A 15,392-nucleotide genomic window follows, 5' to 3' on the forward strand; every position below is an offset into this window, starting at 1 on the left:
GGGCAAGCCCACTCCTACAGGAGCGGGCTTGCCCCGCGATGAAGTCAGGTCCGGTACTCGGCGTTGATTTTCACGTACTCGTGGGACAGGTCAGTAGTCCAGATGGTTTCGCTGCACTGGCCACGACCCAACTCGATACGGATGGTGATTTCCTCTTCGGCCATCACCGCTGAACCCTGGGCCTCAGTGTAGCTGGCACTGCGGCCGCCCTTGCTGGCGATGCAGACATCGCCCAGATAAACGTCGATCAGGCTGACGTCCAGCTCAGGCACACCGGCACGACCAACAGCAGCAAGGATACGGCCCCAGTTCGGGTCGGAGGCGAACAGCGCAGTCTTGATCAGTGGCGAGTGGGCCACGGCGTAACCGACATCCAGGCATTCCTGATGGTTGCCGCCGCCGTTGACTTCGACGGTGACGAACTTGGTTGCGCCTTCGCCGTCACGGACGATGGCTTGAGCCACTTCCATGCACACCTCGAACACGGCTTTTTTCAGCGCCTCGAACAGTGGGCCGCTGGCCTCGCTGACTTCTGCGACATCCGCCTTGCCGGTAGCAATCAGCATGCAGCAATCGTTGGTCGAAGTATCGCCGTCGATGGTGATGCGGTTGAACGACTTGTTGGCGCCGTCGAGCATCAAGTCCTTGAGCACCCGAGGTGCGACCTTGGCGTCGGTGGCAATGTAACCGAGCATGGTGGCCATGTTCGGACGGATCATCCCGGCGCCCTTGCTGATGCCGGTGACGGTGATGGTCACACCGTCATGCTGAAACTGACGGCTGGCGCCCTTGGGCAGGGTGTCGGTGGTCATGATTCCGGTAGCCGCAGCAGCCCAGTTGTTTTCCGACAGATCGTCCAGCGCGGCTTGCAGGGCGCCTTCGATTTTTTCGACGGGCAGTGGCTCACCGATAACACCGGTTGAAAATGGCAATACTGCACTGGCCTCGACGCCAGTCAGCTCGGCCAGCTTGGCGCAGGTGCGCTCGGCGGCAGCCAGGCCCGGAGCGCCGGTACCGGCATTGGCATTACCGGTGTTGGTCAGCAGGTAGCGTACGGTGCCTTGCACGCGTTGCTTGGCGAGGATCACTGGCGCTGCGCAGAAGGCATTGAGGGTGAACACGCCGGCAACGCTGGAGCCTTCGGCGCAGCGCATGACCACCACGTCCTTGCGCCCCGGGCGCTTGATACCCGCAGAGGCGATGCCGAGTTCAAAACCTGGAACCGGGTGCAACGTTGGCAAAGGACCAAGACCAACAGCCATGTAAGCGCTCCTAGAAAAAGTACACCGGGTCGAATAGGCCGGTGCTTGAGATGGAACAACGCCGCGACGGTACGGGCCGGTCGCGGCGCGGTGTTCGTGGATCAGCGGACTGCCGGGCAGATGTCTTTAGTTGATCTGACCGTGGCAGTGCTTGAACTTCTTGCCCGAACCACACCAGCACAGTTCGTTGCGACCCAGCTTCTGGTCGTTGCGCACCGGGGCAGCGGCGACGGCGACTTCAGCGCCCTCTTCCTGCGCCTCGGCTTGCTCCAGACCTGGAACTGAAGCATGCTGGAACTGCATGCGCGCAGCCAGTTCCTCTGCCTCGTGGCGCAGGCGGGCTTCTTCTTCGGCAGGATCTTCGCGACGAACCTGAACGTGCGAGAGCACACGGATGGTGTCACGCTTTATCGAGTCGAGCAGTTCCTGGAACAGGTTGAACGACTCGCGCTTGTACTCCTGCTTCGGGTTCTTCTGCGCATAGCCACGCAGGTGGATACCGTGACGCAGGTGGTCCATGGTCGACAGGTGGTCTTTCCACAGATCGTCCAGTACGCGCAGCAGAATCTGCTTCTCGAAGGTGCGCAGGGCTTCGGCGCTGGCCTGCTCTTCCTTCTCGTTGTAGGCCGCCAGCAGCTCGCTCATGAGCTTCTCGCGCAGGGTCTCTTCGTACAGGTGATCGTCTTCGTCGAGCCACTGCTGGATCGGCAGCTTGACCCCGAAATCGCTGGCCAGCGCTGCTTCCAGGCCTGCCACGTCCCACTGCTCGGGCAGCGATTGCGGCGGGATGTGCTGGGCGACGGTGGCGTCGAGCACTTCCTGACGGAAGTCGGCGATGGTGTCGCCAATGTTGTCGGCTGCCAGCAGGCTGTTACGCATGTGGTAGATGACTTTACGTTGCTCGTTGGCCACGTCGTCGAATTCGAGCAGCTGTTTGCGGATGTCGAAGTTGCGGCCTTCGACCTTGCGCTGGGCTTTCTCGATGGCGTTGGTAACCATGCGGTGCTCGATGGCCTCGCCGGATTGCATACCCAGCGCCTTCATGAAGTTCTTCACCCGGTCAGAGGCGAAGATACGCATCAGACTGTCTTCCAGCGACAAGTAGAAACGGCTGGAACCCGGGTCACCCTGGCGACCGGCACGGCCGCGCAGCTGGTTGTCGATACGACGGGACTCGTGGCGCTCGGAGGCAATCACATGCAGGCCACCGGTTTCGATCACCTGCTGGTGACGCTTCTGCCAATCGGCCTTGATCTGCGCGATCTGCTCGGGGCTCGGGTTTTCCATGGCCGCGACTTCCACTTCCCAGTTACCGCCCAGGAGGATGTCGGTACCACGACCGGCCATGTTGGTAGCAATGGTCAGCGCACCTGGCCGGCCGGCCTGGGCGATGATCTCGGCTTCTTTCTCGTGGTACTTGGCGTTCAATACCTTGTGATCGATGCCTTCCTGCTTGAGCAGGTTGGACATGTGCTCGGAGGTCTCGATGGTGGCAGTACCGACCAGCACCGGACGGCCCTGGGCCATGCTTTCCTTGATGTCGGCGATGATCGCCGCGTACTTCTCGTCAGCGGTCAGGTAGACCAGATCGTTGAAGTCCTTACGCGCCAGCGGCTTGTTCGGCGGGATCACCATCACGTTGAGCTGGTAGATCTGGGCAAACTCGAAGGCTTCGGTGTCAGCGGTACCGGTCATGCCGGACAGCTTGTTGTACAGACGGAAGTAGTTCTGGAAGGTGGTCGACGCCAGGGTCTGGCTTTCGGCCTGGATATTCAGGTTTTCCTTCGCTTCGATGGCCTGGTGCAGGCCTTCGGACAAGCGGCGGCCCGGCATGGTACGGCCGGTGTGCTCGTCGATCAGCAGGATCTGACCGTCCTGGACGATGTACTCGACGTTGCGATGGAACAGCTTGTGCGCACGCAGGCCGGCATAGACGTGGGTCAGCAGGCTCAGGTTATGCGCCGAATAGAGACTCTCGCCCTCGGCCAGCAGGCCGACCTGGGTGAGCATCTCTTCGATGAACTGGTGACCGGCTTCGTTGAGTTCGACCTGACGGCTTTTCTCGTCGATGCTGTAGTGGCCTTCCTGGGTAACTTCGCCCTCGACTTCCTCGATGTGCTGCTTGAGGCGCGGGATCAGCTTGTTGACCTCGATGTACAGCTTGGAACTGTCTTCGGCCTGGCCGGAGATGATCAGCGGGGTCCGCGCTTCGTCGATCAGGATGGAGTCGACTTCGTCGATCACGGCGAAATTCAGCTCGCGCTGGAATTTCTCTTCCATGCTGAAGGCCATGTTGTCGCGCAGATAATCAAAGCCGAATTCGTTGTTGGTGCCGTAGGTGATGTCTGCAGCATAGGCAGCGCGCTTTTCTTCCGGCGGCTGGAACGGCGTGACGACGCCGACGGTCAGACCGAGGAACTCATACAGCGGACGCATCCAGTTGGCGTCACGGCGGGCCAGGTAGTCGTTGACCGTGACCACGTGCACGCCCTTGCCGGACAGTGCGTTGAGGTACACGCCCAGGGTTGCGACCAAGGTCTTGCCTTCACCGGTGCGCATTTCTGCGATAGTGCCTTCATGCAAGGCCATGCCGCCGATCAGCTGGACATCGAAGTGGCGCATGCCCATGACCCGCTTGCCGGCCTCGCGCGCGACGGCGAAGGCCTCCGACAGCAACTGGTCGAGGGTCTCGCCTTTGGCCAGGCGCTCTTTGAACTCTGCGGTCTTGGCACGCAGTTGTTCGTCCGAGAGGGCGACCATCTTCTCTTCGAAGGCATTGACGGACTGCACCGCCTTGAGCAGGCGTTTCACCTCGCGCTCGTTCTTGCTTCCAAAAAGTTTTTTTAACAAAGGCGCAAACATATCGGCAGGATCTTCCACACATAGGGATGGAGGGCGGCCCCGTGAGTCGCCCGTGCAGCCCTTATGGCCGCATGCGAACGAGCATTCTACCCGGAAACGACGGTGAGGAAAGTGGCGGATTTCCACGATGCTGGCACAGCGCTTTGACGGGGCTTTTTTACAATAAGGGCTTTTTCCACAACTTCAACCCATCGGCTACATGAAGTTTTCCCCCAGGCACCCGGACAAGGCGCACGCTGGGGGATCTGATAAGATGCCGGTACTGTAACTTCAGGTGTCCCTTCATGGCTTTTCGCCCCTTGCCGGCTCGCGCCCCCGCTGTTCTTCTGCGCGAAGCCCGGCCGCTCAAAGCCCTGTTCAGCCAGGCCCAGCGCCTGGCGCAACTGCAGAAGCTGCTCGACAGCCAGCTGCAGCCGGCTGCCCGTGAGCACTGCCACATTGCTTCCTGGCGCGAAGGTACCCTGTTACTGATCGTCACCGATGGCCACTGGGCCACCCGCCTGCGCTACCAGCAAAAACGCCTGCAACGCCAGCTGCAGACTCTGGACGCCTTCGCCAGCCTGACCCGGATCCTCTTCAAGGTGCAGCCACCCACCACCCAGAGCCGTGCAGCAGTGCATACCGCCGACCTGTCCACGCGTGCTGCCGAAAGCATCCAGGCGACCGCCGAAGGTATCAGCGATCCGAAACTGCGCGCGGCGCTGGAGCGTCTGGCCAGTCATGCGCGGGACAAGGATCTGTCGAACGGCTGATGCCCAAAAAACAGGCATAAAAAAGGCCACCCGAAGGTGGCCTTAATCACTAGAGAGAGTGTTCGAACTTACACTGCCGCAACCGGACGCATGTAAGAGATCGGTGCCGTACTGGCATCTTCGAAGGTCACCACTTCCCAGGCATCTGTTTCCTCGATCAGCTTGCGCAGCAGCTGGTTGTTCAGCGCGTGTCCGGACTTGTAGCCCTTGAACTCGCCGATCAGGCTGTTGCCCAGCAGGTAGAGGTCGCCGATGGCGTCGAGGATCTTGTGCTTGACGAATTCGTCTTCGTAACGAAGGCCGTCTTCATTGAGCACGCCGTCCTTGTCGACCACGATGGCGTTTTCCACGCTGCCGCCGAGCGCGAGGTTGTGCTTGCGCAGGTACTCGATATCGCTCATGAACCCGAAGGTCCGGGCGCGACTGACTTCCTTCACGAACGAGGTGCTGGAAAAGTCCACGCTGGCACTTTGGGTCCGGTTACGGAACACCGGGTGATCGAAATCGATCTCGAAACTCACCTTGAATCCGTCGAACGGCAGGAAAGTGGCGCGCTTGTCGCCGTCTTCCACTGTCACTTCACGCAGGATGCGGATGAATTTCTTGGCTGCGTCCTGTTCTTCCAGGCCGGCAGATTGAATCAGGAATACGAAGGGTCCTGCGCTACCGTCCATGATCGGCACTTCGGACGCGGAGAGCTCGACGTAGGCGTTATCGATGCCCAGGCCAGCCATGGCCGAGAGCAAGTGCTCAACCGTGTCTACCTTGGTATCGCCATTGACCAGTGTCGTCGACATGGTGGTCTCGCCGACATTTGCCGCGCGGGCGGGAATTTCCACCACGGGGTCGAGGTCGGCACGGCGAAATACGATGCCGGTATCCACAGGTGCAGGTTTGAGGGTCAGGTATACCTTCTCCCCGGAGTGCAGGCCGACACCTGTGGCACGGATGATATTCTTCAGGGTGCGTTGTTTAATCATGGCATTGGCCGCTTCAGCGCAAATTGCGAACTGGTATCAACAAAGGCTGAGGATAATACCAGACCCGGCCTTTGCTGAACACCAATCACCCTTATACCCCTGATAAATTTCATCAATCGGCCTGACGACGCAGGAACGCTGGAATGTCCAGATAGTCCAGATCGTCTTGCGGATTGAGCTTGGCAGCGGCGGCTGCACCAGCATGCGCCTGGTTGCGCATCACGGTCGGACGCTCCAGATCACGGTAGTTCACCGACGCTTGCTCGTGACGAACAGGCGCCGGAGCGGCGGTCTGCACGGCAGCAGTTTGCAGGGTGTTGTCGATAACCTTGAGCGGTTTCTCGATCTTCGCGCCCAGACCAGTGGCAACTACGGTCACGTGCAGCTCGTCGCGCATGTCCGGATCGATTACGGTACCGACCTTGACCATGGCGTGATCGGAAGCGAAGGCTTCGATGATGCTACCCACGTCCGAGTACTCACCCAGCGACAGGTCGGGACCTGCGGTGATGTTGACCAGGATGCCGCGAGCGCCCTGCAGGTTGACGTCTTCAAGCAGCGGGTTGCGGATCGCCGCTTCAGTCGCTTCACGTGCACGGTTCGGACCGCTGGCACAGCCAGTACCCATCATCGCCATGCCCATTTCGCTCATCACGGTGCGCACGTCGGCGAAGTCGACGTTGATCATGCCCGGACGCTTGATGATGTCGGAAATACCGCGAACGGCACCCGCCAGTACGTCGTCAGCCTTGGCGAACGCGGACAGCAGGCTGGCGTCCTTGCCAAGGATGGTCAGCAGCTTCTCGTTCGGGATGGTGATCAGCGAATCGACGCTGTCTGCCAGCGCACGGATGCCTTCATCGGCGATCTGCATGCGCTTGCGGCCTTCGAACGGGAACGGACGGGTCACCACCGCAACGGTGAGGATCCCCATCTCCTTGGCCACTTCGGCGATGATCGGCGCAGCACCGGTACCGGTACCGCCGCCCATGCCGGTGGTGATGAACACCATGTTGGTGCCCTGCAACACTTCGGCGATGCGCTCACGGTCTTCCAGCGCGGCCTGACGGCCGACTTCCGGATTGGCACCGGCACCCAGGCCCTTGGTCACGCCGGTACCCAGTTGCAGGATGGTACGTGCGCCGATGTTTTTCAGCGCCTGAGCATCGGTGTTGGCGCAGATGAACTCGACGCCTTCGATGTTGCTCTTGACCATATGATTGACGGCGTTGCCACCGCCGCCACCGACGCCGATCACTTTGATGACCGGACTTTGCGGGACGTTGTCTACGAGCTCGAACATTTTCCCTCTCCTTACAGTTCTCTAGTTTTTGCGCCTACTACTACTGCTTTGAAACTTTAAAAGTTGCCTTTGACCCAGCGTGTGAAACGCTCGAACGCTGGTGCCTTTGGTTCATCGCCATAGTTGTTGCTGCTGTTACCGGTCAGGCTGACGCCGTCGGACTGCTTGAGCAGTCCGTAGGTCAGTAAGCCCACACCAGTGGAATAGATCGGGTTGCGCACGACGTCGCTCAGGCCCCGAACGCTATGCGGCACGCCCAGGCGTACCGGCATGTGGAAAATCTCTTCGGCCAGTTCTACGGCACCTTCCATCTTCGCCGTGCCGCCGGTCAGGACGATGCCCGCTGGCACCAGGTCCTCGTAGCCACTACGACGCAGCTCGGCCTGGATCAGGGTGAACAGCTCGTCGTAACGTGGCTCGACCACTTCGGCCAGGGCCTGGCGCGACAGTTCGCGCGGCGGACGGTCGCCGACACTCGGCACCTTGATGGTTTCACCGGCACCGGCCAGCTTGGCCAGGGCGCAGGCGTAACGGATCTTGATCTCTTCGGCGTACTGGGTCGGGGTGCGCAGGGCCATGGCGATATCGTTGGTTACCTGGTCGCCGGCAATCGGGATCACCGCGGTGTGGCGGATCGCGCCTTCGGTGAAGATGGCGATGTCGGTGGTACCGCCACCGATGTCCACCAGGCACACACCCAGCTCTTTCTCGTCATCGGTCAGCACCGAGTAGGCCGAGGCCAGTTGCTCGAGGATGATGTCGTCGATTTCCAGGCCACAGCGGCGCACGCACTTCTCGATGTTCTGTGCCGCATTGACGGCGCAGGTGACCACGTGGACCTTGGCTTCCAGACGCACGCCGGACATGCCCAGGGGTTCGCGCACGCCTTCCTGGTTGTCGATCACGTAGTCCTGCGGCAGGGTGTGCAGGACCCGCTGGTCAGCTGGAATGGCAACGGCTTGAGCGGCGTCGAGGACGCGCTCAAGGTCAGCCGCACTGACTTCACGGTCGCGGATCGCGACGATGCCGTGGGAGTTCAGACTACGGATGTGATTGCCGGCCACGCCAACGAACGCCGAGTGGATCCGGCAGCCGGCCATCAGCTGGGCTTCTTCCACCGCGCGCTGGATCGACTGCACGGTCGATTCGATATTGACCACCACGCCCTTCTTCAGGCCGCGAGAAGGATGGGTGCCGATACCGACGATTTCCAGGGTACCGTCGGCCGCGACTTCGCCGACCAGCGCCACTACCTTGGAGGTGCCGATATCCAGCCCGACGATCATTTTGCCGCTATGCGCATTTGCCATGGTCCTGCCTCTCTCTAATTCTTCGCAACGGCGGGTTGGGCCGTCGTCGGTGCAATCGGTTCCCGCCAGCCAACGGCCAGGCCATTGGCGTAACGCAGATCGATGCGGGCGATATTCGTGATCTGTTCTTTGAGTGTCTTGTCGTAAATGGCAATGAAACGGCGCATTTTTTCCACCAGATGATCGCGCCCCAGCAGCAGTTCGATACCTGGCCCGGCGCTACCGGCGCCAGTGGTCAGAAACCAGCTGCCGCGCTCGCGCACCTCCAGCCGGGCAATCGAAAAGCCCATTGGCCGCAACATCTGGCTCAGTACCTGATATTGCTGCATCACTTGTTGCTGCGCCCGCTGCGGCCCGAACAGCTGCGGCAGGTGCTCATAGTTGGCCAATTCGCGCGGGGTGAAGGCCTGCCCCTGGTTATTGAGCAAGGCTTCCTCGCCCCAACGCGCCACTGGCAACTGTTCTTCCAGGCGGATCACCACCTCGTCCGGCCAGACCCGACGTACTTCGGCATGGGCGATCCAGGGCATCTTCTCCAGCTCTGCGCGCATGCTCGCCAGATCAACGGTGAAGAAGCTCGCCGCCACATAGGGGGCGATTCGCTGCTGCACCGCTTGCTGGCTGATGTAGCTGAGGTCGCCCTGCACGGCAATCTTGGTGATCGGCCGGTCGGCGTACGGCATCAGGCGTTGCGCGCCTTCATAGGCGGCAAAACCTGCGGCAACCAGCAGCACCGGCCAGAGCAGACGCTTGAAGACGCTGAAATTGGCCTTGGGCAGGCGCGCCGACAGTGGCTCCTTGGCCACCATCCGGCTGGCACCACGCGGCACCGGCTTGTTGCGGCCGGTGGCGGGTTGCTGATGACGTAACATCGCGCCTTGCATGGGCTTAACCTCGCGCCTCGACGCTGGCCGCCAGGATCGCCAGCACCAACTGCTGGAAGTCCAGACCGGCCGCGCGTGCCGCCATGGGGACCAGGCTGTGATCAGTCATGCCTGGTGCGGTGTTGACTTCGAGCAGCCAGAAACGCCCCTGCTCGTCCTGCATGACGTCCAGGCGCCCCCAGCCAGCGATGCCGATGGCGTCGCAGGCACGAGCGGTCAGGTCGATCAGTTCTTGTTCCTTCTGTGCGCTCAAGCCACAAGGGATCTGGTACTGGGTATCGGAAGCCAGGTACTTGGCGTCGTAGTCGTAGAACGTGTGCGGCGTGCCCAGAGCGATCGGTGGCAATACATGGCCACGCAAGGTCGCGACAGTGAACTCAGGACCGTGAATCCATTGTTCGACCAACACTTGCGAATCGTAGGTAGCGGCGTCCTTCCAGGCGGCGATCAATTCGTTGACACCGTTCACTTTCGCCATACCGATACTGGAACCTTCATGGGCCGGTTTGACGATCAAAGGGAAGCCCAGTTCCGCACCTGCAGAAATACAGTCGACTTCGCTGGTGAGCACGGCGTGACGCGGGGTCGGAATGCCCAGGCTGTGCCAGACCTGTTTGGTCCGCAACTTGTCCATGGCCAGCGCCGAAGCCAGGATGCCACTGCCGGTGTAAGGGATGCCCAGGCACTCCAGCAGCCCCTGCATGCTGCCGTCTTCACCACCACGGCCGTGAAGGATGATGAAGGCGCGGTCGATCTTCTCGCGCTGCAGGCGATCGAGCAGGTCATCGCCGACATCAATGGCGACCACGTCGACACCGGCGCTGGCCAGCGCTTCGACTACTGCAGCGCCGGATTTCAGCGACACCGGGCGCTCGGCGCTCTTGCCGCCATAGAGCACGGCAACGCGGCCGAAGTCTTTCGCAGCAATGGTCGAGTGCAACGTGGCGTATGCGTTATCAGTCATTTCGACTTCCCCTGACTGGTAACAGCACCAGCGAACAACGGACTCTTGAGTAATTGCGGGGCCAGGCCACCAATATCTCCGGCGCCCTGACACAGCAGGATGTCACCGGCACGCAGCAGCGGCTTGACCAGCGGCGCCAGTTCGATGCCGCGCTCGATGTAGATCGGGTCGAGCTGACCGCGCTGACGGATGCTGTGGCACAGCTGACGGCTGTCGGCGCCGGGGATCGGCTCTTCACCGGCTGGATAGACTTCCATCAGCAGCAGTACGTTGGCGTCGGCCAGGACCTGGACGAAGTCGTCGTACAGGTCGCGGGTACGGCTGTAACGGTGCGGTTGATAGACCATCACCAGACGGCGCTCCGGCCAGCCACCACGCACGGCCTTGATCACCGCGGCTACTTCGGTCGGGTGGTGACCGTAGTCGTCGACCAGCATGACGCTGCCCCCGTCCACCGGCAGTTCGCCGTAGACCTGGAAGCGTCGCCCTACCCCCTGGAACCCCGACAAGCCCTGGACGATGGCTTCATCACTGATGCCTTCGTCGGTGGCAATGGCGATGGTCGCCAGGGCGTTGAGCACATTGTGGTTACCCGGCATGTTGACCGACACGTCCAGTGGTTCGCGGTCGCGGCGCAGTACGGTGAAGTGGGTCTGCATGCCCGACTGGCGAACGTTGATCGCACGCACGTCGGCTTCTTCGCTGAAGCCGTAGGTGACCGCCGGACGCTTGACCTGCGGCAGGATCTCGCGCACCACCGGGTCGTCCAGGCACATCACCGCCAGGCCGTAGAACGGCAGGTTGTGCAGGAACTCGACGAAGGTCTTCTTCAGTTTGTTGAAGTCGCCTTCGTAGGTCGCCATATGGTCGGCATCGATGTTGGTGACCACGGCCACCAGCGGCTGCAGGTGCAGGAAGCTGGCGTCGCTCTCGTCGGCTTCGGCGATCAGGTAGCGGCTGGTGCCGAGCTGGGCATTGGTGCCGGCGGCATTCAGACGGCCACCGATGACGAATGTCGGGTCCAGGCCACCGGCGGCGAACACCGAGGCCAGCAGGCTGGTGGTGGTGGTCTTGCCATGGGTACCAGCGACTGCAATGCCGTGGCGGTAGCGCATCAGCTCGGCGAGCATTTCAGCGCGCGGCACCACTGGAATACGCCGCTCAAGCGCGGTGGCGACTTCCGGGTTAGCAGGGTTGATGGCACTGGAAACCACCAGTACATCGGCGCTGGCGGCGTTCTCGGCACGGTGACCGATGAAAATCTGTGCACCGAAGGATTCCAGGCGCTCGGTGACCGCTGAGGTCTTGAGGTCCGAGCCCGAGACCTGGTAACCCAGGTTCAGCAGTACCTCGGCAATCCCGCACATGCCTACGCCGCCGATACCGACGAAGTGGATGCGACGGATACGGCGCATTTCCGGGTGAGGCATGGCTTTTTGAGTTTCAACCATGGGCCACCTCCAGACAGATATCGACCACGGTGCGGGTGGCCGCAGGTTTTGCCAGGCGCCGGGCAGTGGCGGCCATGGCGGAGAGTTTTTCCGGTTGCATCAGCACCTCGTTCAGGCGTTCAGCGAGTTGCGCTGCGCCAGTTGTCGCTTGTGGCATCAGGAAGGCAGCGCCTTCACGGGCCAGATAATGGGCGTTGTGGGTCTGGTGATCGTCGATGGCATGAGGCAAAGGCACCAGCATCGATGGCAAGCCGGCCGCAGCCAGCTCACTGACGGTCAAGGCGCCTGCGCGGCAGACCACCAGATCGGCCCAGGCGTACGCCTTGGCCATGTCCTTGATAAAGGGCTCTACCTGAGCCTCGACTCCAGCCTCGCGATAGCGCTCAGCGGTAATCTGGTCATGCTGCTTGCCAGCCTGATGGAACACCTCGGGACGAATGTCCGCGGGCACCTGAGCCAGGGCCTGGGGCAGCAATTTGTTCAGCGGTTCGGCGCCCAGGCTGCCGCCCAGCACCAGCAAGCGTGGCCGGCGCGCGCCCAGGGGCTCGCGCGGGGTTTGCATGAACAGTTCGCTGCGCACCGGATTACCGGTGGTGCGCAACTTGTCAGACGCGGTAAAAGTACCGGGGAAAGCTTCGCAGACTCGACCGGCCAAAGGCACCAGCAGCCGATTGGCGGTACCGGCGCGGGCATTCTGCTCGTGAACCACTACAGGTACACCACAGAGCCGGGAGGCAACGCCGCCCGGGCCGGTCACATAGCCACCGAAGCCGATTACGCAAACCGGCTTGAGCTGACGAATGATCCGCCGCGCCTGCAACACAGCCTTGATCAGGGTGAACGGTGCCTTGAGCAGCGACAGCTTGCTCTTGCCACGCAGGCCGGCAACCTGAATCAGGTGCAACTGCAGACCCACCTGGGGTACCAGTTCGTTCTCGATACCACGCGGGGTGCCCAGCCAGTGCACGGCATAGCCGCGCGCCTGGAACTCACGGGCACAGGCCAGCGCCGGGAACACGTGGCCGCCGGTGCCGCCTGCCATGATCAGTACATTCTTGCCGTCAGCGGCCATGATTCGGCTCCTCGGCAAAATCGCTTTCATCAAATTCGTGTTCTTCGCTACCCAGGTGGGTGCGACTTTCCCACTCGATCCGTAGCAACAGCCCGACACAAGCGCAGCAAATCACCAGCGAGCTACCGCCGTAGCTGAGGAACGGCAGGGTCAGGCCCTTGGTCGGCAGCAGACCGACGTTCACGCCGATATTGATCAGGAACTGACCAATCCACAGAAAGGCCAGACCAAAGGCCATGTAGGCGGCAAAGTACTGCTTGGCTTTCTCGGCCCACAGGCCGATGTACAAGGCGCGTACGGTGACAAACACAAACAGCGCCACGGTGACCAGCGAGCCGATCACACCCAGCTCTTCGGCGAGTACCGAGAACACGAAGTCGGTGTGCGCTTCAGGCAGGTAGAACTGTTTCTGCACGCTGTTGCCAAGACCAACGCCAAGCCACTCGCCACGCCCGAAAGCGATCAGCGCCTGGGTCAGCTGGTAGCCGGAACCGAACTGGTCGGACCAGGGGTCAGTGAAGGTGATCAGTCGCGCCATCCGGTAAGGCTGAGCCTGAACCAGGACAAACACTGCCGCCACCGCCAGTACCACCATCAAGCTGAAGCGGAACAGGCCCACCCCGCCGAGGAACAGCATAGCGGCGGCCGCGCCCATCATTACCACGGTGGCGCCGAAGTCCGGCTCCATCAGCAGCAGACCGGCCATCGGCAGCAATACGATGAACGGTTTGAAGAAGCCCATCCAGCTTTCGCGCACCTCGGTCTGACGCCGGACCAGGTAACCGGCCAGGTAGATCACCACGAAGACCTTGGCGATTTCCGAAGGCTGCACGTTGAAGAAGCTGAAACCGATCCAGCGCATCGAGCCGTTTACTTCGCGGCCGATGCCCGGCACTAGTACCAGCACCAGCAAACCAAAGGCGCCGACCAGCATGGTGAAGCCCATCTTCTGCCAGGTGGCGATCGGCACCATCATGGTGACGAGGCAGGCGAACACGCCGATGGCCACATACACCAGGTGGCGGAACATGTGATACAGCGGGTTGCCCGATTGCGCCGCGGCCACTTCCGAGGACGCCGAGGTGATCATCACCAGGCCAAGGCCGAGCAACGCCAGGCAACCGGCGAGCATGGCGAAATCGAGGTCTATGCCGCGACCGCTGATCAGCGGTGACGGATAGGGCTTGATCATGCCGAAGATCATGCCAACCCTCCTACGGCTTGAGCGAACAGGCGCCCACGCTCTTCAAAGTTCTTGAACATGTCGAGACTGGCGCAGGCCGGCGAGAGCAATACGGCGTCGCCAGACTGAGCCAGTTCGGCCGAGCGCTGTACAGCTTCATCGAGGGTCTTGACGCGAATCAGCGGCACTTCATCACCCAGCGCCTGGGCCAGCAGTTCAGCATCGCGACCCAACAGCACGACAGCGCGGCAGTGAGCCGCAACCGGGGCACGCAGGGCGCTGAAATCAGCACCTTTGCCATCGCCGCCAGCAACCAGCACCAGCTTGCCGTCAATATCGGCACCCAAACCTTCGATGGCCGCCAGTGCCGCACCGACGTTGGTGGCCTTGGAGTCGTCGTACCAGTTCACGCCGTCGCGCTCGCGAATCCACTGGCAGCGATGGGCCAGGCCCGCGAAGGTACGCAGGCTGGACAACATGGCGTCCATCGGCAAACCGACCGCATGCCCCAGGGCCAGCGCCGCCAAGGCATTGGACTGGTTGTGAGCACCGCGGATTTTCAGTTCGCGTACCGGCATCAGATTCTGGAACTCGAACGCCAGGTACTTCTCGCCATTCTCTTCACGCAGGCCAAAGGCCTTGAAATCAGGCATGTTCAGACCAAAGGTCCAGACCGGTTGGCCCTCGGCCAGCAACGGACGGCTCAGGGCGTCCTGGCGGTTGACCACCACTTGCCGCGCACCACGGAAGATCCGGTGTTTGGCCAGATGATAGGCCGGCAGGCCGCTGTAGCGGTCCATATGGTCTTCGCTGACGTTGAGCACGGTGGCGACTTCAGCGTTGAGCTGGTCGGTGGTCTCCAGTTGGAAACTCGACAGTTCCATTACATACAGCTCAACATCGTCGCTGAGCAGCTCCAGTGCCGGGGTACCGAGATTGCCACCCACGGCCACGCGCTTACCCGCCGCAGCCGCCATTTCACCAACCAGGGTAGTCACCGTGCTTTTCGCGTTGGAGCCGCTGATCGCAATGATCGGCGCCTTGGCATTGCGTGCAAACAGTTCGATATCACCGGACAGCTTGACGCCACGGGCAGCGGCTTGCTGCAGCGCCGGGGTGGCCAAGGCCAGGCCAGGGCTGACATACAGCTCGTCTGCGCGGCAGAGGAACTCTACGTCCAGGTCGCCACAGCGCACTTCCACCTGCGGGTAATCGCGGCGCAGGGTTTCCAGCTCCGGCGGTTGCTCACGGGTGTCGGCGACCGCAAAGGCAACGCCCCGGTTCGCCAGGAAGCGAACCAGGGACATGCCGCTCTTGCCGAGGCCGACAACGATGCGGAAGTGGTCAGAAGCGATCAGTGACACGCGTT

Annotated in this window: 12 protein-coding genes; 1 reads left to right on the forward strand and 11 read right to left on the reverse strand. The window is 61.6% G+C overall.

Going from position 1 to position 15,392, the window contains the following annotated elements:
• Nucleotides 1–44: 44 nt before the first annotated feature.
• Both argJ and secA read right to left on the reverse strand, forming a co-directional pair.
• On the reverse strand, nt 45–1,262 hold the full coding sequence (gene argJ, locus ACRESH_RS13295) for a bifunctional glutamate N-acetyltransferase/amino-acid acetyltransferase ArgJ (protein WP_431742433.1): 1,218 nt from the start codon (nt 1,260–1,262) through the stop codon (nt 45–47).
• A gap of 126 nt (nt 1,263–1,388) precedes the next feature.
• Nucleotides 1,389–4,124, reverse strand: coding sequence for a preprotein translocase subunit SecA (gene secA / locus ACRESH_RS13300; RefSeq protein WP_431742434.1), 2,736 nt, complete (start codon nt 4,122–4,124; stop codon nt 1,389–1,391).
• A gap of 284 nt (nt 4,125–4,408) precedes the next feature.
• Between secA and ACRESH_RS13305 the strand changes: the two genes are divergently transcribed.
• A complete protein-coding gene (locus ACRESH_RS13305; RefSeq protein WP_431742435.1) occupies nt 4,409–4,876 on the forward strand; it encodes a DUF721 domain-containing protein in 468 nt (155 codons plus the stop codon).
• A 68-nt stretch (nt 4,877–4,944) separates the two neighbouring features.
• On the opposite strand, the gene lpxC is transcribed toward ACRESH_RS13305, so the two are convergent.
• From lpxC to murD, 9 genes are all read right to left on the reverse strand, one after another.
• The gene (gene lpxC, locus ACRESH_RS13310) at nt 4,945–5,856 is read right to left on the reverse strand and encodes a UDP-3-O-acyl-N-acetylglucosamine deacetylase (RefSeq protein WP_028943297.1); all 912 of its coding nucleotides are present in this window, start codon (nt 5,854–5,856) and stop codon (nt 4,945–4,947) included.
• Nucleotides 5,857–5,968: 112 nt separating this feature from the next.
• Nucleotides 5,969–7,159 carry a cell division protein FtsZ gene (gene ftsZ / locus ACRESH_RS13315; RefSeq protein ID WP_431742436.1) on the reverse strand — a complete coding sequence of 397 codons (1,191 nt, stop codon included), beginning with the start codon at nt 7,157–7,159 and terminating at the stop codon, nt 5,969–5,971.
• Nucleotides 7,160–7,215: 56 nt separating this feature from the next.
• Nucleotides 7,216–8,469 (reverse strand): cell division protein FtsA, encoded by a 1,254-nt coding sequence (gene ftsA, locus ACRESH_RS13320; protein WP_431742437.1) that lies wholly within the window; start codon nt 8,467–8,469, stop codon nt 7,216–7,218.
• A gap of 14 nt (nt 8,470–8,483) precedes the next feature.
• Nucleotides 8,484–9,353, reverse strand: a complete 870-nt coding sequence (locus ACRESH_RS13325) for a cell division protein FtsQ/DivIB (protein ID WP_431742438.1) — start codon at nt 9,351–9,353, stop codon at nt 8,484–8,486.
• A 4-nt stretch (nt 9,354–9,357) separates the two neighbouring features.
• Entirely contained in the window at nt 9,358–10,317 is a 960-nt protein-coding gene (locus ACRESH_RS13330; RefSeq protein ID WP_431742439.1) for a D-alanine--D-alanine ligase, read from the reverse strand.
• On the reverse strand, nt 10,314–11,768 hold the full coding sequence (gene murC / locus ACRESH_RS13335; protein WP_431742440.1) for a UDP-N-acetylmuramate--L-alanine ligase: 1,455 nt from the start codon (nt 11,766–11,768) through the stop codon (nt 10,314–10,316). Before murC ends, ACRESH_RS13330 begins: the two co-directional genes overlap by 4 nt.
• On the reverse strand, nt 11,761–12,840 hold the full coding sequence (gene murG / locus ACRESH_RS13340) for an undecaprenyldiphospho-muramoylpentapeptide beta-N-acetylglucosaminyltransferase (protein ID WP_431742441.1): 1,080 nt from the start codon (nt 12,838–12,840) through the stop codon (nt 11,761–11,763). The genes murC and murG overlap by 8 nt, the downstream gene beginning before the upstream one ends.
• Entirely contained in the window at nt 12,830–14,044 is a 1,215-nt protein-coding gene (gene ftsW, locus ACRESH_RS13345) for a putative lipid II flippase FtsW (protein WP_431742442.1), read from the reverse strand. Before ftsW ends, murG begins: the two co-directional genes overlap by 11 nt.
• The gene (gene murD / locus ACRESH_RS13350) at nt 14,041–15,387 is read right to left on the reverse strand and encodes a UDP-N-acetylmuramoyl-L-alanine--D-glutamate ligase (protein ID WP_431742443.1); all 1,347 of its coding nucleotides are present in this window, start codon (nt 15,385–15,387) and stop codon (nt 14,041–14,043) included. The genes ftsW and murD overlap by 4 nt, the downstream gene beginning before the upstream one ends.
• Nucleotides 15,388–15,392 lie beyond the last annotated feature (5 nt).

Origin of the sequence: Pseudomonas sp., from assembly GCF_050739775.1 — a bacterium.
GTDB lineage: Bacteria > Pseudomonadota > Gammaproteobacteria > Pseudomonadales > Pseudomonadaceae > Aquipseudomonas.

What these genes read in the sequence shown, in the direction of transcription:
- ftsZ (WP_431742436.1), bottom strand. Translation starts at nt 7,159, where the DNA reads ATGTTCGAGCTCGTAGACAACGTCCCGCAAAGTCCGGTCATCAAAGTG.
- secA (WP_431742434.1), bottom strand. Translation starts at nt 4,124, where the DNA reads ATGTTTGCGCCTTTGTTAAAAAAACTTTTTGGAAGCAAGAACGAGCGC.
- argJ (WP_431742433.1), bottom strand. Translation starts at nt 1,262, where the DNA reads ATGGCTGTTGGTCTTGGTCCTTTGCCAACGTTGCACCCGGTTCCAGGT.
- ACRESH_RS13330 (WP_431742439.1), bottom strand. Translation starts at nt 10,317, where the DNA reads ATGACTGATAACGCATACGCCACGTTGCACTCGACCATTGCTGCGAAA.
- ftsW (WP_431742442.1), bottom strand. Translation starts at nt 14,044, where the DNA reads ATGATCTTCGGCATGATCAAGCCCTATCCGTCACCGCTGATCAGCGGT.
- lpxC (WP_028943297.1), bottom strand. Translation starts at nt 5,856, where the DNA reads ATGATTAAACAACGCACCCTGAAGAATATCATCCGTGCCACAGGTGTC.
- ACRESH_RS13325 (WP_431742438.1), bottom strand. Translation starts at nt 9,353, where the DNA reads ATGCAAGGCGCGATGTTACGTCATCAGCAACCCGCCACCGGCCGCAAC.
- ACRESH_RS13305 (WP_431742435.1), top strand. Translation starts at nt 4,409, where the DNA reads ATGGCTTTTCGCCCCTTGCCGGCTCGCGCCCCCGCTGTTCTTCTGCGC.
- murC (WP_431742440.1), bottom strand. Translation starts at nt 11,768, where the DNA reads ATGGTTGAAACTCAAAAAGCCATGCCTCACCCGGAAATGCGCCGTATC.
- murG (WP_431742441.1), bottom strand. Translation starts at nt 12,840, where the DNA reads ATGGCCGCTGACGGCAAGAATGTACTGATCATGGCAGGCGGCACCGGC.
- ftsA (WP_431742437.1), bottom strand. Translation starts at nt 8,469, where the DNA reads ATGGCAAATGCGCATAGCGGCAAAATGATCGTCGGGCTGGATATCGGC.